Annotated in this window: 29 protein-coding genes; 15 read left to right on the forward strand and 14 right to left on the reverse strand. The window is 63.4% G+C overall.

The features are described from left to right. Positions 1-15: 15 nt before the first annotated feature. Genes CH291_RS09230 through CH291_RS09240 form a run of 3 tightly spaced genes read left to right on the forward strand, consistent with a single transcriptional unit; the run spans position 16 to position 1,244 of the window. Entirely contained in the window at positions 16-387 is a 372-nt protein-coding gene (locus CH291_RS09230) for a VOC family protein (protein ID WP_094687277.1), read from the forward strand. Between the two features lie 48 nt (positions 388-435). Then, positions 436-1,023, forward strand: coding sequence for an ArsR/SmtB family transcription factor (locus tag CH291_RS09235; protein ID WP_256980782.1), 588 nt, complete (start codon positions 436-438; stop codon positions 1,021-1,023). An 8-nt stretch (positions 1,024-1,031) separates the two neighbouring features. Continuing rightward, positions 1,032-1,244 (forward strand): hypothetical protein, encoded by a 213-nt coding sequence (locus CH291_RS09240; RefSeq protein ID WP_094638340.1) that lies wholly within the window; start codon positions 1,032-1,034, stop codon positions 1,242-1,244. Between the two features lie 12 nt (positions 1,245-1,256). Here the strand turns inward: CH291_RS09240 and CH291_RS09245 are convergent, their stop codons facing one another. From CH291_RS09245 to CH291_RS09260, 4 genes are all read right to left on the reverse strand, one after another. Then, complete coding sequence (locus tag CH291_RS09245) at positions 1,257-2,198, reverse strand: DUF808 domain-containing protein (RefSeq protein WP_094638341.1); 942 nt, start codon at positions 2,196-2,198, stop codon at positions 1,257-1,259. Between the two features lie 115 nt (positions 2,199-2,313). Beyond that, complete coding sequence (locus CH291_RS09250) at positions 2,314-3,477, reverse strand: NADH:flavin oxidoreductase/NADH oxidase (protein WP_094687279.1); 1,164 nt, start codon at positions 3,475-3,477, stop codon at positions 2,314-2,316. A 161-nt stretch (positions 3,478-3,638) separates the two neighbouring features. Next, positions 3,639-4,859, reverse strand: a complete 1,221-nt coding sequence (locus CH291_RS09255; protein WP_094687280.1) for a pyridoxal phosphate-dependent aminotransferase — start codon at positions 4,857-4,859, stop codon at positions 3,639-3,641. Then, the gene (locus CH291_RS09260; RefSeq protein ID WP_094687281.1) at positions 4,856-5,797 is read right to left on the reverse strand and encodes a DMT family transporter; all 942 of its coding nucleotides are present in this window, start codon (positions 5,795-5,797) and stop codon (positions 4,856-4,858) included. The genes CH291_RS09255 and CH291_RS09260 overlap by 4 nt, the downstream gene beginning before the upstream one ends. On the opposite strand from CH291_RS09260, the gene CH291_RS09265 reads away from it, so the two are divergent. Further along, the gene (locus tag CH291_RS09265) at positions 5,796-7,190 is read left to right on the forward strand and encodes an aminotransferase-like domain-containing protein (protein ID WP_094687282.1); all 1,395 of its coding nucleotides are present in this window, start codon (positions 5,796-5,798) and stop codon (positions 7,188-7,190) included. The two genes, CH291_RS09260 and CH291_RS09265, sit on opposite strands and share 2 nt — an antisense overlap. On the opposite strand, the gene CH291_RS09270 is transcribed toward CH291_RS09265, so the two are convergent. Further along, positions 7,183-7,458, reverse strand: a complete 276-nt coding sequence (locus CH291_RS09270; RefSeq protein WP_094687283.1) for a PLD nuclease N-terminal domain-containing protein — start codon at positions 7,456-7,458, stop codon at positions 7,183-7,185. The genes CH291_RS09265 and CH291_RS09270 overlap by 8 nt on opposite strands. A gap of 276 nt (positions 7,459-7,734) precedes the next feature. Between CH291_RS09270 and CH291_RS09275 the strand changes: the two genes are divergently transcribed. Continuing rightward, entirely contained in the window at positions 7,735-8,313 is a 579-nt protein-coding gene (locus tag CH291_RS09275; protein ID WP_256980783.1) for a hypothetical protein, read from the forward strand. Positions 8,314-8,379: 66 nt separating this feature from the next. Next, entirely contained in the window at positions 8,380-9,003 is a 624-nt protein-coding gene (locus CH291_RS09280) for a luciferase domain-containing protein (RefSeq protein WP_094687284.1), read from the forward strand. A gap of 20 nt (positions 9,004-9,023) precedes the next feature. Here the strand turns inward: CH291_RS09280 and CH291_RS09285 are convergent, their stop codons facing one another. After that, positions 9,024-9,644, reverse strand: a complete 621-nt coding sequence (locus tag CH291_RS09285; protein ID WP_094687285.1) for a TetR/AcrR family transcriptional regulator — start codon at positions 9,642-9,644, stop codon at positions 9,024-9,026. A gap of 56 nt (positions 9,645-9,700) precedes the next feature. Here CH291_RS09285 and CH291_RS09290 point away from each other — a divergent pair, with 56 nt between their 5' ends. Continuing rightward, positions 9,701-10,135, forward strand: coding sequence for a PaaI family thioesterase (locus CH291_RS09290; RefSeq protein ID WP_068049268.1), 435 nt, complete (start codon positions 9,701-9,703; stop codon positions 10,133-10,135). 39 nt (positions 10,136-10,174) lie between these two features. Then, entirely contained in the window at positions 10,175-10,633 is a 459-nt protein-coding gene (locus CH291_RS09295; RefSeq protein ID WP_094668975.1) for a DUF6194 family protein, read from the forward strand. Here CH291_RS09295 and CH291_RS09300 read toward each other — a convergent pair whose 3' ends face one another. Together CH291_RS09300 and CH291_RS09305 are read right to left on the reverse strand one after the other, a co-directional pair. Further along, entirely contained in the window at positions 10,634-11,533 is a 900-nt protein-coding gene (locus CH291_RS09300) for a transketolase family protein (RefSeq protein ID WP_094638347.1), read from the reverse strand. It lies immediately after the preceding gene. Continuing rightward, positions 11,533-12,213 carry a thiamine pyrophosphate-dependent enzyme gene (locus CH291_RS09305; protein ID WP_094638348.1) on the reverse strand — a complete coding sequence of 227 codons (681 nt, stop codon included), beginning with the start codon at positions 12,211-12,213 and terminating at the stop codon, positions 11,533-11,535. Before CH291_RS09305 ends, CH291_RS09300 begins: the two co-directional genes overlap by 1 nt. Positions 12,214-12,361: 148 nt before the next feature. Here CH291_RS09305 and CH291_RS09310 point away from each other — a divergent pair, with 148 nt between their 5' ends. The 6 genes from CH291_RS09310 to CH291_RS09335 all read left to right on the forward strand — a co-directional run bounded on the left by CH291_RS09310 (position 12,362) and on the right by CH291_RS09335 (position 16,978). Next, positions 12,362-12,733: a VOC family protein gene (locus CH291_RS09310; RefSeq protein WP_094638349.1), complete on the forward strand. Its 372-nt coding sequence runs from the start codon at positions 12,362-12,364 to the stop codon at positions 12,731-12,733. Between the two features lie 57 nt (positions 12,734-12,790). Then, positions 12,791-13,135, forward strand: a complete 345-nt coding sequence (locus tag CH291_RS09315; protein WP_218829020.1) for a hypothetical protein — start codon at positions 12,791-12,793, stop codon at positions 13,133-13,135. 14 nt (positions 13,136-13,149) lie between these two features. Further along, complete coding sequence (locus CH291_RS09320; protein WP_094687287.1) at positions 13,150-13,623, forward strand: GNAT family N-acetyltransferase; 474 nt, start codon at positions 13,150-13,152, stop codon at positions 13,621-13,623. A 23-nt stretch (positions 13,624-13,646) separates the two neighbouring features. Continuing rightward, a complete protein-coding gene (locus tag CH291_RS09325; RefSeq protein WP_094687288.1) occupies positions 13,647-14,402 on the forward strand; it encodes a class I SAM-dependent methyltransferase in 756 nt (251 codons plus the stop codon). Between the two features lie 91 nt (positions 14,403-14,493). Then, positions 14,494-14,778 carry a DUF1490 family protein gene (locus CH291_RS09330; RefSeq protein WP_068049254.1) on the forward strand — a complete coding sequence of 95 codons (285 nt, stop codon included), beginning with the start codon at positions 14,494-14,496 and terminating at the stop codon, positions 14,776-14,778. A gap of 19 nt (positions 14,779-14,797) precedes the next feature. Then, positions 14,798-16,978, forward strand: a complete 2,181-nt coding sequence (locus CH291_RS09335) for a heavy metal translocating P-type ATPase (RefSeq protein WP_068049252.1) — start codon at positions 14,798-14,800, stop codon at positions 16,976-16,978. 46 nt (positions 16,979-17,024) lie between these two features. Here the strand turns inward: CH291_RS09335 and CH291_RS09340 are convergent, their stop codons facing one another. Next, on the reverse strand, positions 17,025-17,282 hold the full coding sequence (locus tag CH291_RS09340; RefSeq protein WP_094638354.1) for a DUF3297 family protein: 258 nt from the start codon (positions 17,280-17,282) through the stop codon (positions 17,025-17,027). A 162-nt stretch (positions 17,283-17,444) separates the two neighbouring features. Continuing rightward, on the reverse strand, positions 17,445-17,675 hold the full coding sequence (locus CH291_RS09345) for a hypothetical protein (RefSeq protein WP_094668983.1): 231 nt from the start codon (positions 17,673-17,675) through the stop codon (positions 17,445-17,447). 163 nt (positions 17,676-17,838) lie between these two features. On the opposite strand from CH291_RS09345, the gene CH291_RS09350 reads away from it, so the two are divergent. Further along, positions 17,839-18,375, forward strand: a complete 537-nt coding sequence (locus tag CH291_RS09350; RefSeq protein WP_094687289.1) for a hypothetical protein — start codon at positions 17,839-17,841, stop codon at positions 18,373-18,375. Here the strand turns inward: CH291_RS09350 and dnaB are convergent. The 4 genes from dnaB to rpsR all read right to left on the reverse strand — a co-directional run bounded on the left by dnaB (position 18,372) and on the right by rpsR (position 23,514). Beyond that, positions 18,372-19,766, reverse strand: coding sequence for a replicative DNA helicase (dnaB, locus tag CH291_RS09355; protein ID WP_032396923.1), 1,395 nt, complete (start codon positions 19,764-19,766; stop codon positions 18,372-18,374). The genes CH291_RS09350 and dnaB overlap by 4 nt on opposite strands. A gap of 521 nt (positions 19,767-20,287) precedes the next feature. Next, positions 20,288-22,567 carry a SulP family inorganic anion transporter gene (locus CH291_RS09360; protein ID WP_068048787.1) on the reverse strand — a complete coding sequence of 760 codons (2,280 nt, stop codon included), beginning with the start codon at positions 22,565-22,567 and terminating at the stop codon, positions 20,288-20,290. A gap of 234 nt (positions 22,568-22,801) precedes the next feature. After that, positions 22,802-23,257: a 50S ribosomal protein L9 gene (gene rplI / locus CH291_RS09365; protein ID WP_032378698.1), complete on the reverse strand. Its 456-nt coding sequence runs from the start codon at positions 23,255-23,257 to the stop codon at positions 22,802-22,804. Positions 23,258-23,271: 14 nt separating this feature from the next. Then, the gene (rpsR, locus tag CH291_RS09370; protein ID WP_032396926.1) at positions 23,272-23,514 is read right to left on the reverse strand and encodes a 30S ribosomal protein S18; all 243 of its coding nucleotides are present in this window, start codon (positions 23,512-23,514) and stop codon (positions 23,272-23,274) included. Between the last annotated feature and the right edge of the window lie 2 nt (positions 23,515-23,516).

Consider the following 23,516-nt stretch of genomic DNA (forward strand, 5'->3'; position numbering starts at 1 on the left):
TCGAAAGGACCCCACATGACCACGGCTACCGTTTCCGGACCGAGCTTCCTCTCTCTGCAAGTACGCGACCTCGCCGTCAGCGCAGACTTCTACGAAAGCCTGCTCGGCTTGGTCCGCGCTCCCCAGGCACCCCCCGGCGCGGTGGTGTTCACGACCTCACCCATCCCGTTCGCCGTCCGAAACCCATCTCCCGGAACCGATCTCGACAGCGGGCAGGCCGGACTGGGGGTAGCCCTGTGGCTCTCCTGCGACGACGCCGAGGCGTTGCACGCGTCACTGGTCGCCGCCGACGTGCCCATCCTGACAGCACCCTTCGACGGCCCCTTCGGTAAGACCTTCGTCCTCTCCGACCCGGACGGATACGCGGTGACCGTGCACAGCAGCTAGTTCCGAAAAAACTATTGCGAAATATTTCTTTCGGGTTATGGTTGTCGTATGACCCCACCACCTCCGGATCGGACGCCACGGAAGCTGACGGACATGTCCGAGCTGAAGGCGCTGACGCATCCCATCCGGCTGCGACTGCTCTATGCGTTGCGCGCCAACAAGTCGATGACAGCGACCCAGCTCGGCGATCTGGTGGACGAGTCACCCGCCTCGGTGAGCTATCACCTACGGAAACTCGCCGAGCACGGGTTCGTGAAGGAGGTCGAGAACGGATCGGACAAACGTCAGCGCTGGTGGTCGGAGGCCAACGAGGGAGGGTTCAGCTGGTCCGAGAACGACTTCTCGGACTCACCCGAATCGTTGTCGGTTGCCAAGGCATCCATGGATTCATGGCTGGCACACCAATGGTCACGTCTGCACGACTTCGGCCGAACCTCGGAATCATGGGGCCAGGACTGGGTAAACGCGGCATTCAGCAGCGACGACGTTCTGCGGCTCACTGCGGAGGAAACGAAGACCATGGGCACGGAGATGCGCGCCGTTATCGACAAGTGGCGTCGACGTGGGGAAACCGCGACCTCGGGGGAGCGCGAACACGTCATGGTTCTGATGCACGGATTCCCCACGACACCATAGGAGCTGGCATGTATCCGTTCGATCCGCACACGTACCTGTTCATCGCCCGGCACGATCGCGAGTTGCATGCGCTTCGAGCCGAGCGCCGCAGACTGGCTGCCGCCCAGAAACGCCTGCGCCGCGACGAACTTCGCGTTCAGCGCGCATGGGACCAGTTGACGGCGTCGCTCGCCGATGTCTCCATGTCCGAGCGAAGGGTGCTCGAGCTGATTCATCGGTGAGGAATGCTGCCACTACTTCGCGGCAGCCCGCTTGGCGAGTACCTTCGAGATTCCCAGCTGCGCAGCGACGATGATGCCGCCCACGATCGCGCCGATGATCGCCGACGCGAGGGTGTTGACGATCCATGCCAGCACTCCGCCGATGCCGGCCACGCCGCGCACTGCGTCCTCGCCGTGGTGCACGAGTTCGTAGATCGGATGGAATCCGAGCTCGTCGATACCGACGAGCAGGATGTGTCCGCCGACCCACAGCATCGCCGCGGTGCCGACGACCGAGAGCACCGACATGACCTTCGGCATGCCCTTGACCAGGCCTCGGCCGAACTTCTCCACGAATCCGGTGGAGCCGTCGGCCAGTTTCAGACCGATGTCGTCCATCTTCACGATGAGCGCAACGACTCCGTACACGACGATCGTGATGACAACGGCGACAACCGCCAGGATGATCAGGCGGCTCCAAAAATCCTCTGCAGCAATGGTGTCGAGCGCGATGACCATGATCTCGGCGGACAGAATCAGATCGGTGCGCACTGCGCCGGAGACAACGGTGTCCTCGTCGCGCGGCTCGTCCTCGGCTGCGGCGTGATGGTCGCCGTGGCCGAACAGCGCGCCCCAGATCTTGTGCGCGGCCTCATAGCTGAGGTAGCAGCCGCCGAGCATCAGAATGGGTGTGAGCAGCCACGGCAGGAACTGACTGAGCAACAAGGCGATCGGCAGAATGATCAGCAGCTTGTTGCGCAGCGAGCCCACGGCGATGCGCTTGATGATGGGCAGTTCACGTTCGGCTGCGAGACCGCGAACGTACTGCGGCGTCACTGCTGCGTCGTCGATCACGACGCCGGCGGCCTTGGCCGTCGCCTTGCCCGTCGCCGCACCGACATCGTCGATGGACGCAGCTGCCAGACGCGCCAGCGCTGCCACGTCGTCGAGCAGGGCTACGAGTCCGCCGGCCATCACAAACCTCCGCGTCGATACGAGAACACCACTGGGCTCCTCATGATGCGAGCCCTTGGAACCCTACCGTCCGCAGGTGGTCTGTGATCGCCGTCCGGCCCCTCCTTGTCGGTGGCTACGCGATCTTGCGCTCCTGCTCGACCTCGACGACCTTCGCAGGCGGCAATCCGATGCTCGGGTCATGTCCTCGGAAATTCTTCAACCACCAGCTCCAGTCCTCGGGCACCAGCGAGAACGGGTCACCATGGCCGAGCTCGCGTGCAGCCCACACCGGCCAGTGCGGGTTGGCCAGCGCCGGACGACCGAGCAACACCACATCGATCTTGCCGTCGCGGATCACAGCGTCCGCATTCTCCGGAACGCCCAGATTCCAGCTGCACGTCACCGGGATATCCAGCTCACGCTTGACCCGCGCGGCGCGCTCGACCATGAACCCCATGTCGCCGAACGGTGGGTCCACCATGTCGTCGGTGTTGAAGCCGAGGCTGACATCCGCCATGTCGAGCCCGTGTTCCTTCATCCATCCGATGGCGATCATGGATTCGTCGAACTGAACTCCGTCGGGGTGATGGTCGTCCGAGCCCAATCGCATGGTGAGCGGGTACTTCTCGGGCCACACCTCACGCACCGCGTCGAGTGCCTCGAGGTGGAACCGGGCCCGGTTCTCCAGGCTCCCGCCGTACTGGTCGGTGCGCTGGTTCGCCAGCGGGGAGAAGAAGCTGGCACCGAGATAACCATGGGCGTAGTGCATTTCGAGCCACTCGTATCCGGCTTCCGCAGCACGAACAGCTGCGTCGGCGTAGCTCTGATGGATCGCCTTGATCTCGGGCACGGTGAGTTCGTGGACGGGGAACGAGTGGTCGCCGCCGTAGGGAATCGCCGACGGCGCAACGCACTCCCATCCGTCGGGATGGTCTGCCGGAAGCTGGTGTCCGCCCTGCCACGGTGGCACTTCACTGCCCTTGCGTCCGGTGTGTCCCAGTTGAATCGCGGGGACCGAGCCCATCTGCTTGATCATCGCCGTCACGCGAGCGTGACCCTCGATCTGATCGTCGTCGTAGATCCCGGCGCATCCGGGAGTGGTGCGTCCGTCGGGCGTGATCGCAACCTGCTCCGGGAACACCATCCCGAAGCCGCCTGCCGCACGCGCACCGAGGTACATGAGGTGGAAGTCGTTCATCTTCCCGTCGACGGCGCGGTACATCGTCATCGGCGACATGGCGATGCGGTTTCGAAGCGTGACGCCTTTGAGCGTGAACGGACTGAAGAGATCGGGCATGGCAGTGGTCCTTTCCTCGGTAGAACCACCTCATCACCTGGCACGTTTCGACCGACTACACCGGTGGTGCAACTCGGTGACGGTTTTCTCACCGTCCAACTCACCCGAGTGTGAGGGCCGGTGTGCGGCTTCCTGTACGCACACCGGTCCACGGTCGATCTTCACTGCCGGTACGAGCTCATGAAGTTGCCCAGCCGCTCGAGCGCCGTTGCGAGATCGTCCACGTTGGGCAGGGTCACCAGTCGGAAGTGATCGGGCACATCCCAATTGAAGGCGCGGCCGTGGCTGACGAGGATCTTCTCGGATTCGAGGAGGTCGAGTACGAATTTCTCGTCGTCGACGATCCCGAATCGGTCGGTGTCGAGTTTCGGGAACATGTACAGCGCACCCGCGGCCTGGACACAGCTGATTCCGTCGATCGAGTTGAGCATGCGATGCGCCAGGTCACGCTGCGCGGTCAGCCTGCCCGCCGGAAGCAGCAGATCCTCGATCGACTGCCTACCGCCGAGCGCTGTCTGTATTGCATGTTGCGCCGGCACATTCGCGCACATGCGCATGTTGGACAGCAGCGTGATGCCCTCGATGAAACTCGCCGCGCGTCGACGCGGGCCGGTGATCGCCAGCCATCCGGCACGAAATCCGCACACCCGGTACGCCTTCGACAGACCCGAATAAGTCAGGCACAGAATGTCTTTCCCGGTCAGAGTGGCGAGGTTCGTCATCACCGACCCGTCGTAGACGACCTTCTCGTAGATCTCGTCGGCGAGGAGAATCAGATCGTGCTCCCGCGCCAGGTCGACGAATCGCTGCAGTACCTCCCGTGAGTACACGGCGCCGGTCGGATTGTTCGGGTTGATGACCACGATCGCGCGGGTACGGGGGGTGATCTTGGCTTCGAGGTCCTCGAAGTCCGGAGCCCAGTCCTGGCTTTCGTCGGCCAGATAGTGGACGGGTACGCCGCCAGCAAGGGCCACCGAACCGGTCCACAGCGGATAGTCGGGCGACGGGATCAGGATTTCGTCTTCAGGGTTGCACAGCGCCTGCATCGTCATGGTGATCAATTCCGATACCCCGTTGCCGAGGTAGACGTCGCCGACGTCGAGATCGGTCAGGCCTTTGGTCTGGTAGTACTGGACCACCGCGGTGCGGGCGGAGAACAGGCCCCGGGAATCCGAATAGCCCTGTGCGGTAGGAAGGTTGCGGATCATCGCCATCATGATCTCGTCCGGTGCCTCGAAACCGAACGGGGCAGGATTACCGACGTTGAGTCGCAGGATCGTGTGGCCCTGCTCCTCGAGTTCTTCGGTCTTGTCCAGAATGCGTCCACGAATGTCGTAGCGCACTTGTCCGAGCTTGCGCGCCTGATCGATCGATTTCGTCATCTCGAAAACTCCTCCTGCCGAACGGTCGGCGACATCCGGGTCCGGACCGCCACTGTTGCACACACGATGACCGCCGCTCCACCCACGAGCACCGGCCACGTCAAGCCTTCACGCAGGATGATCGCGGCCCAGCAGATGGTGAGCACAGGTTGGATCAACTGGACCTGGCTGACGCTGGACATGGGGCCGATCGCCAGTCCCCGGTACCAGGCGAAGAACCCGAGGTACATGCTCACTACCGCCAGGTACCCGAAGGCGGCCCACTCGGATGCCCCTGCTGTCGAGGGTTGCTGCCACCACGCGAACGCGGCCGATGCGCCGGTGACCGGTACGGACACGACCAGCGCCCACGACACCGTCTGCCACGCGCCGAGTTCGCGGGACAACAGGCCGCCCTCGGCATATCCCACCGCTGCGGCGACCACTGCTCCGAGCAGCAACAGATCCGACCACTGCACACCCGTCGACTGCCCGCCCTGCACGGCAGCGAACCCGACCGCGACGGCGGCCCCCATGCCTGCGACCACCCAGAACATCGGCCGGACCGGTTGCCGTTCGTGGATGATCGCGGTTGCGGCGGTGGCGGCCGGCAGCAATGCGATGACGACGGCGCTGTGTCCCGCCGATGCAGTGGTAAGGGCGTACGAGGTGAGCACCGGGAAGCCGATGACCACACCGGCTGCGATCACCGCGAGCCGCATCCACTGCCACCCCTGAGGGAGCCGTTGCCCAGTAGCGGCGAGCGCCACCGCGGCCAATGCGGCGGCGACCACAGCGCGACCGCAGCCGACGAAGAGCGGGGACAGGCCCCCGGTGACGGCGACGCGGGTCAGCGGCACCGTGAACGAGAACGCTGTGACGCCTGCCAGGCCCCAGAGCAGTCCGGCGCGGGATAGCAGACCCGTCCCAGACCGAGTAGCGCTACTATGCTGTGCCATGTCCGACGATAGCAGTTCCCGGATCGTGTCTGCACTGAGAATATGGATTGCGACTGCGCCACCGGAAGCCCGGCTGCCGTCCACCCGCGCCTTGGTCGCCGAACATTCGGCAAGCCCGGTCACGGTTCAGAAGGCCCTCCGCACGCTCATCGCACAAGGCGTCATCGAAAGCCGGCCTGGCGTCGGCACATTCGTCAAGACGGTGCGCACGGCCCGCCCCAACGATTACGGATGGCAGACTGCAGCTCTGGGAGCGCCGGACAATCGACTGCAACTGCCGGCGGCTCTGCAGTCGACCTCCAGCGATGTGATCGCTCTGCATTCTGGCTATCCTGCTCGAGAGTTGTTGCCGGAGCGGCTCGTTCACGCGGCATTCACCCGCGCCTCCCGCACCGACGCGGTGATCGCCCGACCGCCCACCGCGGGTCTACCGGAACTGCGGGCATGGTTCGCCGCCGAGTTGGGGGCGTCGACACCGTTGGGCATCACGCCACCGTCGGCCAGTGACGTCGTCATCATCCCCGGCAGCCAGACCGGACTCAGCACGGCATTTCGGGCCCTCGTCGGCGCTGGGCGGCCGTTGCTCATGGAGTCCCCGACGTACTGGGGCGCGATCCTTGCTGCCACGCAGGCAGGTGTCCGCGTCGTACCGATACCCAGCGGCGTCGACGGTCCGGACCCCGACGCGCTCGCTCGGGCATTCGCGCACACCGGCGCTCGGGCGTTCTATGCCCAACCCACGTTCGCCAGCCCCACCGGTGCACAGTGGTCGCCTGCATTGTCCGAACAGATCCTCGCCACTGTTCGACGCCACGGCGCGTTTCTGATCGAGGACGACTCGGCCCACGATTTCGGCATCACCTCGGAGCCGAGTCCGCTGGCCGCACGAGACGACGCCGGGCATGTCGTCTACCTTCGCTCACTCACCAAGACGGTGTCACCCTCGGTTCGACTGGCAGGCCTGATCGCTCGCGGGCCCGCACACGAGCGCATCCTCGCCGATACGGGGGCCGAATCGATGTATGTCAGCGGGATTCTGCAGTCCGTCGCGCTCGATGTGGTGGCGCAGCCTGCCTGGCGAACCCACCTTCGGCGGTTGAGAACACAGTTGGCTTCACGTCGAGACTTGTTGGCGAACAGCCTCATCGAGTTCGCACCCCGAGGCCATCTCGACGCGGTGCCGCGCGGTGGACTCAATCTCTGGATGCGCCTGCGCGACGACTCCGATCTGGAACGTATTGTGCAGGAATGCAAGTCGGCGGGTGTGATCGTCGGGGCCGGCGACGACTACTTTCCCGCCGAACCCACCGGGAAATACCTTCGACTCAACTACGCGGGCCCCAACCCCGGCGAGTTCGCCGACGCGGCGCGCACGATCGGATCGATCATCTGAGACCGTTCGAGGCATCGACGGCGAACGTCGACTTCCGACCCCAGACGAACCAGACCAGGGGACCGAGGAACGGGAACGCCAGTACGACGAAGATCCACACTGCCCGGCCGGCGACGGTGTAGTTGGGCGAGCCGAGGATGCTGAACAGCGCGGCAACGAAGAGTACGACCGCGCCGAGCACCGCCACCAGAACGATGGTTCCCAACCCCCATCCCAGTACCTGCTCGGTGGTGGACGATTGCTGAGACAGAAGTGTTGCGGCGTGCATGACGGTTCCTCCGGTATCGCTGTGTCGTTGACCTGAACAACGTTACGAACCAGCGGGCCGCGCCACATCGGTCGACGTGAGTATCTCCTCGTACATCTCGAGATGTACATGTGGTCGGGGTCAGGGCCGCGCTTCAGTCGACTGAACGACACAACTCTTTGGGGCACAGAGTATTTGAGACAGAAGGATCATCCGAACAAGGGATACTCGACGCGGTTCCGTTGTGTCAGCATCGCTGAGACGGACAGCCCGTCACGTACTTTCGGTGGAGGAATTGTGTCGAGCAAGAGTGGAACTCGTAAGAACCTGGCGCGCCGTTCGGTGGCGGTGGCCCTCGCCGCCGCGGCGTTCACACTGGCCGCGCCCGCGTCGGCCCTCGCCCAGCCCGAACTCGGCCCGATCGTCGACAGTGGCAGCGCCATCGTCGACAGTGGTAGCGCGATTCTCGACGGCGGGAACATCATCGACAACGGCGCACGCATTCTCGGCAGCGGAAGTGCCATCGCCGGCGGCATTCTCGGCATCGACACAGGTTCGGCGAACGGAGGTATCGCAACCCAGCAATGCAACGCCTCGACATTGTCGGGTGAAGAGGGCGTGACGGAGACCCTGCACGAGTTGGGTCGAACCGGACCGACGTCGTTCGTCCTCAGCTACGACACCGTCAACGTTCCCGATCAGATCGAGGTGTTCTACCAGGGCGCGCTGATCCACAACACCGGCTATGTCGGCGGCAGCACCGGCGTCGGCTCGGTGGTGGTGGCAGTTCCGCCCGGCGCCGCAACCAATGTTCTGGTGCGCGTCACGGGACCGGTCGGCACCGTCTGGACCTACACCGTGAGCTGCCCGGCCTGAGAGAGCTACCCACGACAGGCCCCTCCGGGCTACGTTGTCTCTGAGCGACGTGACCTGGGGGGGACTGTGCAGAACGTCAAGAACGACTACGCCGCGTGGATGGGACTGGGGCCGGGCGGACTTCCCGCGAACGTGGGCGGCTGGCTGATCACCACTGCCCTGAGGCCACTTGCTCGACGCGATCCACTGACGGTCGCCGGCACATCGAGTCCTGGGCTGCACTGGTATCTCGAACAGCGCCCCGGGACTCGGCCGGCGATCGCGCCGCACCCCATTCCTCATCGCCAACTCACCGATCGAGGTACCCCTGCTTCGATCGAGCGTCTGACTGCCGCCGTCAACGAATACGCCGGATCGGAATCGCCGTTTCACATGGAGCGCAGTCGATTCGAGCGACGAGGCGACGCGCTGTACGTCTCGGACATCAACGCTGCCGCGCCGTGGATATCGCGAACGAAGGGCGAAGTTCTGCACGTACACGAGAGCGAAGGCTCGATGCACGTGGTGATGCAGCCGGACGACGCCCAGACCGTCATCTCCGCCGGGTGGGGTGAACTGCACCCCTTGGCCGGACGCCCGATCCTCGGACTACCCGAGACCTACGTCTTCCTCTATGCACCAAGAGATTCCGACGACATCCACGGAATCGAACAGATCATCCGACGCGCGGTCTCCACCGCGAGAACCTGACTCTGCACAAGAGCGGACGATCACCGGTTTTCGTTGGACGCGCCTGTCAGGTGACGGAGCATATCGGCCCGCGTGATCGCGAGCATCGCGTCGAGCATCGGTTGATCGACGATGCGTCGCTGTCGCAGTGACACGGCGCCGTTCATCGCCGCCCAGGCATTCAGAACCAGTGCACGGGGGACGACGTCGGTACCGGCGTTCTCCACCGCTCGCGTCACCGAATCGATGAGTTCTCCGAGTGCAGTGTCGATCCTGTTCTTCGCCTCACCGACCGATACGGACTCGGACTTGTCCACATCCGTCAGCGCCAGCAGTCGCAGCGCCAGTGGATTCTCGCGGTGGAACGCGATGTATCGGTCGAGGAACTCGGCAACCACACGGACGGGGTCGACCGCGTCGATGGGTGCAGACATCTGCTCGACGTGAGTGAGCGCAGTTCGCCACGCCAGTGCCGCATAGACGTCGACCTTGCCTGCGCCGAAGTTGGCGTAGATCGAACTCACTGCCACATCTGCTGCTGCAGTGAGCATCTCGATCGTCGTTCCGCGATAGCCGTGCCGAAGGAAGAGCGTCTGACCGGCGTCGAGCACAGCGTTGTGGGTTCGACGCTTCCGCTTGTCGGTGGGGGTATCCAAGACCATAACTTTATCGTACTCTGATTCCGATATCGGAATCCAATTACGATAGAGGGGTAGTGATGACAACCAACGACGTACAGGCACCGGACAGCGGCAGCGCGGCGATGGCCATGTTTCTCCCGCAGTCACCGTTCGTGCAGCAACTGGGCATCGAGCTGGTCGACATCGACGAGGGCACAGCTCGGCTGCGGCTGCCATACCGCGATGAGCTGTCCACCGTCGGCCAGATGCTGCACGGCGGCGTGATAGCCGGCTGCATCGATATCGGGATCATGACCGCCGCATGGGCCGGATCCGCAGTGCCCGAGAAGCTTCGGGGCGTCACGGTCTCCATGTCTGTGCAGTTCATGGAGCCGGTCTACGCCGAGGGTGTCGACATCGTCGGGACCCGGATGCACGCGGGCCGGAGCCTGAAGACATGTCGAGTCGACATCGTCGGGACCGAATCCGGCCGCCTCGTCGCAACCGGTACGGGAACCTACAAAGTGGGCTGAACTCTGGGCAGAAGCTGCCGAACATGTGACGATCGATGAATGACACTCGACGACATCGTGAACGTGGTCGCCAGCTTCGAGGGCACCGTGACGCAGCGCCCACGAGAGGGTGATGGAACTCCCGAACTTGCTTGGGGCGATGCGTTCTTCTACTACTCACCCGACGGGACGATCCCGACGACGCAGCCGTTCGCAACCATCGTGACCAAGAACTATCCGGGTGACGAATTGTCCCAACTGAACAGGCCAGGCGCGTTCCGCGTCAATATCGTTGCAGGAAAGCAGGATTTCGAGAGGATTCTGGGAATGCCGCCCCGCGAAGCGGCCCACGCACCCCAGGCCGACAGCGACGACGTCATCGCCGCCCACCCTCAGTACGGCACCGCCGGTTGGCTTTCGGTGGTCAACCCGTCGGCGCAGACCGAGACACACGTTCGGGAACTACTGGACTCCGCCTACAACGTTGCCAAGAGCAGATACGAACGACGCCAGGGCTGATCAGCCGAAGAAGTCGTCCATCGATCGGGACAGCCCTTCGACGTCCAGGCCGTTGGCCCGATCGTGTTCGGCCACTGTGCCGTACTTGCGACGCTCTCCGGGCTCCACCCCGATTCCCGACACCCGATGACGCACATCGGCCAAGGCTCGATCGACCTGCAGCACAGACGTTCCCGCGAGATACGGCTCGACGATCATGATGTCCGGCGCCGTCAGCCTCTCTCGTAGAGTGGCACTGTCGAAGGGCCTGATCGTCGACGCATGCAGCACCGTCAGGTCGCGGCCTTCGGCCGCGTTCTGCACCCGATCGGTCATGGGCCCGACGGAGATGACGGTTCCCGAATTGCCCTGCTGCAGAACGGTGAACATCCCGTCGGACCGTCCGTAAGGGCGATCGTTGCACACCCCGTCGAGCCTGATGTACACGCGATCGTCGGTGGCCGCCGCGCTGTGCAGCATCCACTCGACCTCGTCTACGTGACCGGGGACGTGGACCGTCCACTCGCCCAGCGTGTCGAGGAGTGCGACATCTCGCTGACCGAAATGTGTCTCGCCGCCCTGCGGCCATCCGTAGGACCCGCCCGAGCTCACCAGGATGGCACCGACGCCCTGGTGCCCCAGATCGAGCTTCACCTGCTCGAAGGGTCGCTCGATCAGAAACGGCGGGAAGGTATGCACGATCGGCCGCATTCCGGCCAGGGCCAGACCACCGGCGACACCGATCATCGCCTGCTCTCGAATCCCGACGTTGATGACCCGCGATCGAATATCAGGGGTGAGGTGCGGTTCGAGATACCCGGCTCCGATCTCCGCCAGCACCAACGCTGTTCGCTCGTTATGCGCCAACAATTGGGGTACCAGACTGTAGAAGTACTCGCGTTGATCCAGCGATGCACTCATCAGCTCTCCTTCTTTTCGACGTGAGCGACCACCACGTGCGGACGGCCTGCGTGATCGGCGCGAAACGCCTGGCGAAGAGCACTGTGGTCTCGACCGTCGACGTCAGAGGTGAGCCACCCCTCGACAGCGAACCGCGAGGCGATACCTCCGGGCCAACCCAGACCGGCAGAATCGTTGTCGATCACCACGGCGGTCAGGTTGCCCAACTCGGACCGCGCAGCGAATTGGATGGCCTCCATATTGCTGCCCTCGTCGAGTTCCGCGTCGCCGATCAGTACGAAGACTCGGGCAATGCGCTTCTGAATCCGCAGCGCGACAGCAGTTCCAGCGGCCAGCGCCAGACCATGACCGAGCGATCCGGATCCGATGTCGACCCCGCGAATGAGCGTGCGGTCCGGATGATTACCCAGCGGAGAGTGGTAGCTGCCGAACGACGCGAGCTCGGTGGGCGTCAAGAATCCACGTGCCGCGAGCACGGCGTAGTACGCCATCGGGCCATGCCCCTTGGACAGATAGAACCGATCACGATTCGGGTCATCGGGATTCGTAGGATCGAGCCGCACTATGTCGGAGTACAGCACCCACAACACATCCAGCGTCGAAGTGGCACTGGTGCTGTGCTTTTCGTCGCCCGTCATCAATGTCATGAGTTGCGGCAACTCGTCGTAAGTCCTCTGCATGACCCCACCTTGCAACCTCGAGTGCACTCGAGGTCAAGGCAGAAGTGGGTGGTGCGGTGGGTGTCCAACATTTGTGCTCCGATGCGCTTTCCAGATTCTCGAGCAGAATCGTGGACACTGAGCGCACCGCCGCCCGTAGTCTCCAGACATGCCGCGAAAACACCTCGCTGTAGCGGGGACGTCCATCGACTGCGCCGAGCCGGCGGAGCTGGCTCGCTTCTACCTCGCCCTACTCGGTGGAGAGCTGTTGTGGGAGAACCCGTCGAGCTCGGGCATACGCACGCAGGCAGGCCTGAACATCGTTGCGCAGAAAGTAGCGAAATACATTCCGCCCGTGTGGCCGTCGACTTCGATCGTGCACTTCGACCTAAACGCGGGAGGGGACCTCGCGGGATCTGTTTCCTACGCAGTCGAATGCGGAGCGACCGAGGCGGCGGACCAGCCTGACCCCCGTTGGCGCGTTCTCCTCGACCCTGCCGGACACCCCTTCTGCATCACCACGGAGGTGTACGACGGTTGACGGGCGGTATCGAATTGCGACGCTGAGCCGTTGCCCATACCGGGGTGCGGTGACAGCATGAAAGGCATGAAGGCCGAAGAACGCCCCTGGAAGCGATACGGGCTTGCCGCGTTGCTGGCTGCGCTCGCGTTCATGACCATCAGCGACCTTGTGTCCGATCCTTCTGCCTGGAACTGGTCGAAGCTGGTTGTGCTGGCTGTAGCCGGTCCGTTCATCTGGTTCGGAGAGAGCCGGTCCCGGACGTCTCCGGAGAAGATCGGGCCCGAGGCCGTACCCGCCGAGGATGTCGACGCGGTGGTCGCAGAATCCGGCAGAACTGTCCACGCCATCAAAGCGCTACGAGAGATGCATCCCGGTCTCGGTCTGCTCGATGCGAAGAATCTCGTTCAACCGGATCACTGACGGGGGAGAAGTCGATGACATCGGTCAGCGGTACACGTGCCGTCCAGGATGCCGCCGAATTCATCGAGGCTGCGCAGCTGTTGATCGATTTCAATCGCGAGTACGACTACCCGGTGCCCGAGCCCGACTGGCTTGCAGCACATCTCGACACTCTGGTGAAGTCGGGCGACACCAGCGTGCTGACGTTCGGGACCCCCGCTATCGGTGTTGCGGTACTGCGCTTCCGGACCGGTACGCTGAGCGCAGACCTCGAGGCCTACCTGGCCGAGTTCTACATCCAGCCCGGTCTTCGCGGGAAGGGCTACGGCACAACCTTTCTCGATGGCGTCATCGAACACGCGCGCGGCAGGGGTGCCACCTACATGGACCTCAATACCTCAGAGGACGACGAGGCGGCGCGACACGTATACGAAAAGCGTGGGTTCGACTGCCACGAAGGCCGCGGCGAGGGACCGAAGGCTCTCTACTACGAACTCGAACTGAACTGACGCAGGAGATGTAACCTGGCTATATGGTTAGCCGAGATAACAGCTCGACGTCGTTCGGGACCGTCGCCGACGTGTACGAATCTGCTCGCCCCGAATACCCGTCAGCCGCGGTCGAGTGGCTGTTGGAACCCGTTCTCGAGGTCGGCAGGCGTCCTCTTGTCGCCGACGTCGGAGCCGGCACCGGCAAGCTCACCCGCATCATCGTTGCTGCAGGGTGCGATGCCGTCGCCGTCGACCCTGATCCCGCCATGCTCGACGCCCTGCGCGACGCAGTGCCCGGCGTTTCCGCCCACGTCGGCACTGCCGAGTCCCTCCCGTTGGAAGACGGAAGCGTGGATGCCGTCCTGCTCGGACAGGCCTGGCACTGGGTCGAGCCAGTGGCCGCGTCACGCGAGATCGGCCGGATTCTTCGCCCTGGCGGCACCCTGGGACTGATCTGGAACCTTCGCGACGAATCGCAGCCGTGGGTTCGGCGACTGAACTCGGTGGTCTCGCGTGGTGGAGCCCTGACCATGTTCGACGACGGTCCACCGCCGATCGCAGAACCGTTCCATCAGCTCGACGAAAAGCGGTGGGCGTGGTCGCGGACTGTGACTCGGTCCCAGCTGACCGACCTGGTTCGGTCGCGCAGCTTCTACATCACTGCCACCGCCGATGAGCGCAACCCCATCGACCAGGATCTCGCCGCACTGTTCGACGAACTGGGCCTGAACGGCTCGACGACGATCGACCTTCCCTACCTGACCAGAGCGTTCCGCACCACAATGCCGATCCGATGATGCTTCCCGCGACCCCGGAAGTCGCCACAGCCGAACAAAACGAATACGATTCCCAATAAGTGGGTCAGGTTCGAATTCGAGGAGCTACAACATGGCGTTTCCGATCATCGTCGCGAAGGCAGTATCGACGGTCGTAACAGGCGCAGTCGGCGTCGCCGCATACAACGGTGCCAAGAAGCTGTACGACAAGGCTCCCGTCCGCAAGGCTGCGGTATCGGCAACCGAACTCGGTCTCCGCGCCGCACGAAAAGCCGAAATTCACGCCGAATCAGCGCGTTTGGCCGTGTCCGATGTCGTTGCGGAGGCACGCGACCGGCTCGGCGAAGAGGTACCGCCACCCTCGGCCACCGAAGTCGGCCACGGCCACTCGCACTGACCGCGACAGCACGCCGGTTATGACGACGCTCGTCGAACACTCGCTCGATGCGGTTCCCGACCGCGCGGATGGCATCGAAATCCTGTCCGACGCAGCCGGCCGCATGCGGCTCCGCGTCGACTGGCTGCGGTCCAGTCCGGGTCGCGCAGTCGCCGTCGAAGACCACGTCGACAAGATTCGCGGCGTGCGGGCCGTCCACGCGTATCCCCGCACCGCATCGGTTGTGGTCTGGTACTCCCGCACCCGCATCGACCGGGCCGAGTTGTTCGACGCAGTGAACGCCGGTCGCACCACCGACTGGGGACTCGTACCAGTCCGTAGCCCACGGTCTGCGGACGTCAACAACGGCGACGTCCTGCGCATGACCATCGGCGGAGCCGCGCTGGTCCTGCTCGGCTTCCGTCGCTACGCCTTCCGGCGGCCACCCATCCTCGGCCCCACCAGCCGTGTCGTGGCCACCGGAGCCACCATCTTCACCGGCTATCCGTTCCTGAAGGGAGCGCTGCGCTCGCTGGCCGGAAACCGGTCCGCCGGCACCGACGCGCTCGTCAGCGCTGCCACTGTGGCAAGTCTCGTACTCCGCGAGAATGTCGTTGCCCTGACCGTGCTGTGGCTGCTCAACATCGGCGAATACCTGCAGGAGCTGACCCTCAAGCGCACTCGTCGGGCAATCTCCGATCTCCTGACCGGCACGCAGGACACCGCATGGATCCGGCTACCCGACGGTTCCGAGATCTCCGTGGACGTCGATCGGCTGGAGATCGGCGACGAGGTCGTCGTGCACGATCACGTCGGCGTTCCGGTGGACGGGACCGTCGTCGACGGGGACGCGGTGGTCGACCAGTCGGCGATCACCGGTGAGACACTGCCGGTATCGATCGTTGCAGGCGACCGCATCCACGCTGGATCCGTCGTGGTTCGTGGCCGCATCGTCATCCGCGCGTCTGCGGTGGGCCGCGATACGACGATCGGTCGAATCATTTCCCGTGTCGAGGAAGCGCAGGAAGACCGCGCCCCGATTCAGACTGTGGGAGAGAACTTCTCACGTCGGTTCGTACCCGCGTCGTTCATCCTGTCGGCTCTCACGCTCGTTGTCACCCGCGATGTCCGACGAGCGATGACCATGCTGCTCGTCGCATGCCCGTGCGCGGTGGGGTTGTCGACTCCGACGGCCATCAGTGCCGCTATCGGAAACGGTGCTCGCCGAGGCATTCTCATCAAGGGCGGATCGCATCTGGAACAAGCAGGCAGAGTCGATGCCTTCGTGTTCGACAAGACCGGAACCCTCACCGTCGGGCGCCCCGTCGTCACCAATGTCGTGTCTTTTCAGGACGACTGGGAGCCGGAGCAGGTACTGGCGTACGCGGCCAGTTCCGAAATCCATTCTCGACATCCGTTGGCCGAGGCCGTGATTCGCAGCACCGAGGAACGCCACATCGTCATTCCTCCGCACGAGGAATGCGAGGTGCTCGTCGGTCTCGGCATGCGCACCGTCGCAGACGGCCGGACCTTGCTGCTGGGCAGTCCTTCGCTGCTGCGCAGTGAGAACGTCGACGTGTCCGAGTATGCAGCCGACTGGGTTTCGCGACTTCAGCGTCAGGCCGAGACCCCATTGCTGCTCGCAGTCGACGGGGTGTTGGTCGGGTTGATCAGCCTGCGCGACGAGGTCCGGTCGAATGCTCTGGACGTACTGAACGCCCTTCGCGCCGACGGTGTGGAACGCATCGTCATGCTCACCGGAGATCACCCCGAGACCGCTGCGGCCGTAGCCGCCGAACTGGGCATTGCCGAGTGGCGAGCCGAGGTGATGCCCGACGACAAACTCGAAGCCGTCCGAAAGCTACAAGAAGAGGGCTACGTCGTCGCCATGGTCGGAGACGGCACCAACGACGCTCCCGCCCTCGCCGTCGCGGATATCGGAATCGCAATGGGCTTGGCGGGCACCGATGTTGCCGTCGAGACGGCCGATGTAGCTCTGGCCAGCGACGACCTGACACGGTTGCTCGACGTTCGCGATCTCGGCCGACATTCGGTGTCGGTCATCCGGCAGAACTACGGAATGTCGATCGCTGTGAATGCACTGGGCCTCGTCGTCAGCGCCGGTGGAGCACTGTCTCCGGTGCTCGCCGCGATCCTGCACAACGCATCCTCGGTCGCGGTGGTGGGCAACAGCTCACGACTGATCCGATACCGAATCTGATCAGTAGCGCCCGAACGCGAGGGCGATGTGCTCGGTACCTAATCCGCTACTTCGCGCCGCGGAAGTACGGTTCGACCGTGCCCTTGAGCTTGACGAGCATGGGATTTCCGAAGCGATCCTTCGCGGTAGGGACTTCGACTCGCACCCAACCCTCGGACACGTTGTATTCGCGGACACTGGTCTTTTCGACGCCATTGAAGCGAATACCGACGTCCCGCTGAAGAACTTCTTCGTTGTAGAAGGGGCTCCGCGGATCGATCGAGAGGTGATTCGGTGGAACGTCTGTGTTCTGGTCCTCGGGCATGGATCACTTTCGTCGAATGCGGCGTCAGGTGCTCGGTTGATTCACAGCGAGAATACGCGACCCAGCGTTGGACCAGCGCCGTTGGTGTTGGTTCTCGACCTCAGAGATGCTGTCCGCGCAGGTGCACAGAGCGAGAGTTGTTCTCAGACATTGGAGCTCAGGTCAGCCGAGAAGTGCGGCGGGGGTGCTGCAACCGACACTTCCCATGACCGTGCAGTGGCCCGGCAGGAAGATTCGAATGATGTCGTCGACCTGCTCGATGGTCAGACCCGACGATCCGAACGTCGGTGGCGTCGGGTCGCTGGGAGCAGCCGATGCAGACGGGGCTGCGCTCAACATCGCCAAAGCGACGAAGCTGGATACGACCAGGGTGCGTACGCGGTTCGATTTCATGTTCGGCCTCTCATCGGATCGGTGGCGTCACCATAAACCGAACGATAGGTTTGTTCAACCCCTGTTCGCACAAGAGCGAAGGCTGATAGCTGCCGGTGTTGCACCGGACTGTGGGGTTGCAGACCGTTGACGGTCGACGCCGATCGAGCACAGACTCGGGTTCATGGATCTGGAGCACCTCGTCGTCGCCGTCGGCGACCTCGTTATCGGGCGAGGCACACTGGTGGCGGACTCCGATGGTTCGCTGTTCATCGAACCCGATACTCCCGATCGGGCAGCGGAATCCTCGAGTGTGGCGCGGCTACCGTTGAACGGCTCCGATCTCGATGCCTCCGCGGCCGGCAACCTGGTAGCCATTCGCGGAACCTTCCGGGCGGACGGAATTCATCTGCGCGACTTCAGGATTGTCGAGGCGACTCCGTTTCCCGGCGCGCCCACACTGAGAATTCCTGTACCACTCCGCACGAACTGGACTCGCGCGGACGTACTCGACACAGTCGAACATGACATGCCGGCAGAAAACGAACTGCTGGCCGGTAGCGGCGGGACAAGGAATCCCGACGGGTCGGACACGTTCACACTCTTCTTCCTCTACATAGACGACGCGGCCGCCGCTTGGCTGCGCCGTCCTCACCCCGGCCCGATCGACGTGTGGACCGCACTGACCAAAGATCTGCGGTCGGCCGACCGATCCAACTAGCCCCGCGCCATGTCCACGAATCTGGACAGGTGAAGCTGGTGTGCCACGGTGATTGTCGCGGTCGGACCGTTACGGTGCTTGCCGAGAATCAAGTCGGCCTCACCGCCGCGGGGGTCGTCGCGCTCGATCGCGTCGGGGCGGTGCAGCAGAATCACCATGTCGGCGTCCTGCTCGAGTGAGCCGGACTCACGGAGGTCCGAGACCATCGGCTTCTTGTCGGTTCGCTGCTCAGGACCACGGTTGAGCTGGCAGACCGCGACCACCGGGCATTCGAGTTCCTTCGCCAACAGCTTGAGCTGACGCGAGAAGTCCGAGACCTCCTGCTGACGAGATTCGACCTTCTTACCGGACGACATCAGCTGAAGGTAGTCCACCACAATGAGTTTCAGGCCGTTGCGCTGTTTGAGGCGACGGGCCTTGGCGCGGATTTCCATCATCGTCAGGTTCGGAGAATCGTCGACGAACAACGGCGCTTCGCTGATCTCGCTCATTCGGCGGGCCAGCTTGGTCCAGTCGTCGTCGGTCATCTTTCCCGAACGCATGTCGCCGAGCTTGATCTTCGCCTCGGCGGACAACAGTCGCATGACGATCTCGGTGCGACTCATCTCCAGAGAGAAGATGACACTGGGCATGCCGTGCTTGATGGAGCACGAACGCATAAAATCCATACTTAGGGTCGACTTACCCACGCCAGGCCTCGCCGCCACGATGATCATCTGACCCGGGTGCAAGCCGTTGGTGATTTCGTCGAGTTCGGCGAATCCTGTTGGTACGCCAAGGGATATGCCGCCGCGGCTGGCGATGGAGTCGATTTCGTCCATCGTGGGCTGCAGGAGTTCCTCGAGGGGGAGGAAGTCCTCGGAGGTGCGGCGCTCGGTGACCTCGTACACCTCGGCCTGCGCGCGGTCGACGACCTCGGCGACGTCCTGCCCGTCTGCTCCGGCGTAACCGAACTGCACGATGCGGGTACCGGCCTGTACGAGCCTGCGCAGAATCGACTTCTCCGCGACGATCTCGGCGTAGTACCCGGCATTGGCTGCCGTCGGCGTGGTCTGGGTGAGGGTGATCAAGTACGGCGGGCCGCCGATGCGCTTGAGTTCCCCGCGACGATCCAGCTCGGCCGATACGGTCACCGGGTCGGCAGGCTCACCGCGGCTGTAGAGGTCGAGGATCGCGTCGTACACGTTCTGGTGGGCCGGCCGGTAGAAATCGCCGGGACGAAGCACCTCTAGCACGTCTGCGATGGCGTCCTTGCTCAGCAGCATGCCGCCCAGAACGGACTGTTCCGCGGCCATGTCCTGTGGGGGCTGGCGACCGAAATCCTCGCCGGGCCCCTCGCTGGACGAGGGGCCGGAGTAGTCGGACTGTCCTCGATCGTCCACAACTGCCACGCGAACCGGCCGTCCTCTCCCCATTGTCGTCGGCATCGTCGGGTGTCACCCGGCGGTGCTGTGTAGCAAGTTCTACCCCCGGGCACCGACAAGCTTTTTCGGCACCGGATTCGCACTGTCCCGTCGCCGCTGCACGGCATCGAGAGAGACGCTGCACGGACGTTAAGCGCTATCGGCAGGAGTCACAACACGGCCTGTGGATGAACCTGTGCACGAAATGTGGATGGTCTTGAACAACCGTGTTGACCGTCTGGGGATAACCTGGGTATAACTTTCCAAGTTTCGGTCTTTTCGGCAGGTCAGGGCATGTACATAAAGTTTTCTTCCTGTGCATCGATTCTGGATCGGCGTGTCGGCCGAATTGACAGCTCGGGCGTGTTGAGTAAATACCAGGTAAACCCGGGGGTGAACCAGGTCACAGTGGCTGGGATGACTCACAGAAACAGACCAGTGTCCCGTTTGCGCGCGAGGGGCCCGATTCCACGCTGGGAATCGGGCCCCTCGACACTGTTGACGAAAGCTCAGCTACCGAGCTCCTGCGGGCACATCGCCGGGTCCAGCACGGTGACCTCCTTGGTACCGATCTGAAGCACTCGTGCCGTGGGAATGTCGAAGAACAGTCCGGTGATGCGCAACCGCCCCTCGGCATTGGCTCGGCCGACGACCCGGTGACGGGTGAGCGTCTGCAACTGCACCGCCACGTTCACCATCGCGAGTTGGTCCGCCTCCCCGAAGCCGAGCTCTGCCGCCTGACGGCCCACCACGTGCCCGCTGCGGTACGCATCCAGGCTCGTCATGGCATGACCCAGCCATTCCGCCACCGACTCGTCCGCGGCGTTCTCCGGTCCACTCAGCACCGCCTTCATGGCACCGCAGCCCGAGTGTCCGCACACCACCACCGACGAGGTACCCAGTTGATCGACACCGAAGGCCAGCGCTGCCTCCACCGAGCAGTCCTGCCCCTGGGCAGGAACGAGATTGCCCATGTTTCGGACCGTGAACAGATCGCCCGGTCCGCTACTGGTGATCGTGTTCGGCATCACGCGCGAATCCACGCAGCACAGAAACAGGGTGTCGGGATCCTGAGATTCGGTCAAACCCTCGAGGTGCGGTCGAATATTGGGGGCGTGGGTGCGGTGATACTCGGCTACGCCACTGAGGACCGCCCGCAGCGCTACGGGTGACTCATTCTGTGTCACATCGCTTTTCAGCTGCCATGCCCGCCACGGTGCCAACGAGCTGCGTACCGTCGCAGATCCGCGCTTGGGCGGCCCCTCGGCAGCAGCTGCCATCGACGCCGTGCCCACTTCCTCGACTCTCACCGTGCCGCCGCCGAGTTCGTGCTGACGGATCCACTCGTTCAGAGCGTCGTGCACCGCATGATCGAGGAAATCCACTCCCAGATGCACGGTGACGACGGTGCCTGCGGGGACGGTGGACAGTACGTGTGTCAATCGAGGGAGCGCAAGGAAGCTCAACGACCCCTCGGTCGTGACGCGCCAGGTGCCGTCGACCGTCTCCTCTGCGCGAACCTTTGCCCACACCACACGGCGCAGCACGAGAACGATCGACAGTGCCAAACCGATCAGCACACCCTCGAGCAGGTTGAGTGCCACCACGCCTACAACCGTCACTGTATAGACCGCGATGTCTCCGGTCTTGTTGGCGATCTTTATGTCTGCCAACTTGATCAGCTGCACACCGATCATCACCAGCAATCCGGCGAGTGCGGCGAACGGAACCAATTCGACGATCGAGATGAACAGCACCGAGAAGATCAGAATCCACACGCCGTGCAGAATCGCCGACGCACGGGACTTGGCACCGACCTTGACGTTGGTGGCACTGCGCACGATCACGCCGGTGATCGGCAGACCGCCGATGGCACCGGAGGCCATGTTGCCCGCGCCCTGAGCCATCAGTTCCCGGTCGAAGTTGGTGCGCTCACCGCTGTGCATCTTGTCGACTGCCACCGCGGAGAGCAGACTCTCGACGCTGGCGATCAACGCGATGGTGATGACGCCGGTCGCGAAAGCGCTCCACTGCCCGTCGGGCATGATCGGAAAGCTCAGCGATTCGATCAGGTTGCCGGGCAACTCGATTCGCTCGACATCCAGGGAGAAGAAGATCGAGACCGCGGTAGCGGTGACCACCGCGACCAGCGCAGCCGGCACCTTCGTGATCTTTGCCATCACGCCCGACACTCCAGCCAATCGCGGCCAGCCGAACATGAGCACGACCACGATTCCGCCGACGATGATCGACGGCCATTGGCCGTTGGCGACCGATGTGGGAATGGCGAGGACGTTCTGAACTGCGGAGCTTTCGGATTCACCGCCGAGAAGTACGTGAATCTGTTGCAGCGCAATGGTTATACCGATTCCGGCCAGCATGGCGTGCACCACCACGGGAGAGATGGCCAGCGCACTGCGGGCAATCCGGCTCATTCCCAGCAGTATCTGCACCGCACCGGCCAGCACCGTGATGGCACACGTTACGCCCCAACCGAATTGATTGACGAGCTCGGCAACCACCACGGTCAGTCCCGCGGCGGGCCCACTGACCTGCAACGGTGATCCGCCGAGTATGCCGGCGAGAATTCCGCCGACCACGGCGGCAATGAGGCCGGCCATGATCGGGGCACCGGAGGCGACGGCGATACCGATCGAAAGCGGTACTGCCACAAGGAAGACGACCAACGAGGCCGGTACGTCGTACTTCAGGATCGACCCGACGCGAGACTGCGGCTCGGGTCGGGTCTCGGGACTGGGGTCGGAATCGGGTTCCACGGTCGTGGTCACGGCAGCGTTCCTCCGGGCGTCTAGGCGTCAGGTCGGGTGGATCCAGTTGGTGATGATGTTCGATGTCGCCCCGCCTAAAGACTACGCAAAGCTTTGCTCACGAACCTTTGAAGAGAGATGCTTCACAAATCGGAACCCATTGCGACAGTTGATCTTTGTGAGAAGACACGAAAAAGCCCCACGAACCCAGGGTTCGTGGGGCTTTGTTCGACCGAAACGGGCCGAAAGCTGAAATCAGCTTCCGACGACCTCCAGCTTGAACTTCGCGGTCACGTCGGGGTGCAGGTTCACGACGATGTCGTGCTTGCCCGTGCTCTTGACGTGAGCCTTCGGCAGATCGATGCTGCGCTTGTCGACGACCGGGCCACCGGCAGCCTTCAGAGCAGAAGCGACGTCCGACGCGGTGACCGAGCCGAACAGCTTGCCCGAGTCGCCCGCGGTCTTCACGGACAGCGTGACGGCCTCGAGGCCTTCGATGGCCTGCTTGAGCTCGTTGGCGTGCTCGAGGCCGCGGACGGCACGAGCTTCCTGAGCGCGGCGGATGCCGTCGACCTGCTTCTGAGCGCCACGGGTGGCCTGGATGGCCAATCCGCGGGGCAGCAGGAAGTTACGGCCGTAGCCGTCCTTGACCTCTACGGTGTCGCCAGGCGCACCGAGGTTGTCCACATCAGCGGTGAGGATCAGTTTCATACCAATCGCCCTTTCTATCGAGCCGTCGCGGCGTAAGGCAGCAGTGCTACCTCACGCGAGTTCTTCACGGCAACGGCCACGTCACGCTGATGCTGGACGCAGTTGCCGGTGACACGGCGAGCGCGGATCTTTCCGCGATCGCTGACGTACTTACGCAGCAACGTCGTGTCCTTGTAATCGATCGACGTGTTCTTTTCCTTGCAGAAGGAACACGCTTTCTTCTTGAGCACCTTGTCGCGCAATGGCGGTTTGGGCATGG

The organism is Rhodococcus sp. 14-1411-2a (genome assembly GCF_002259485.1).
Classification (GTDB): Bacteria; Actinomycetota; Actinomycetes; order Mycobacteriales; family Mycobacteriaceae; genus Rhodococcoides.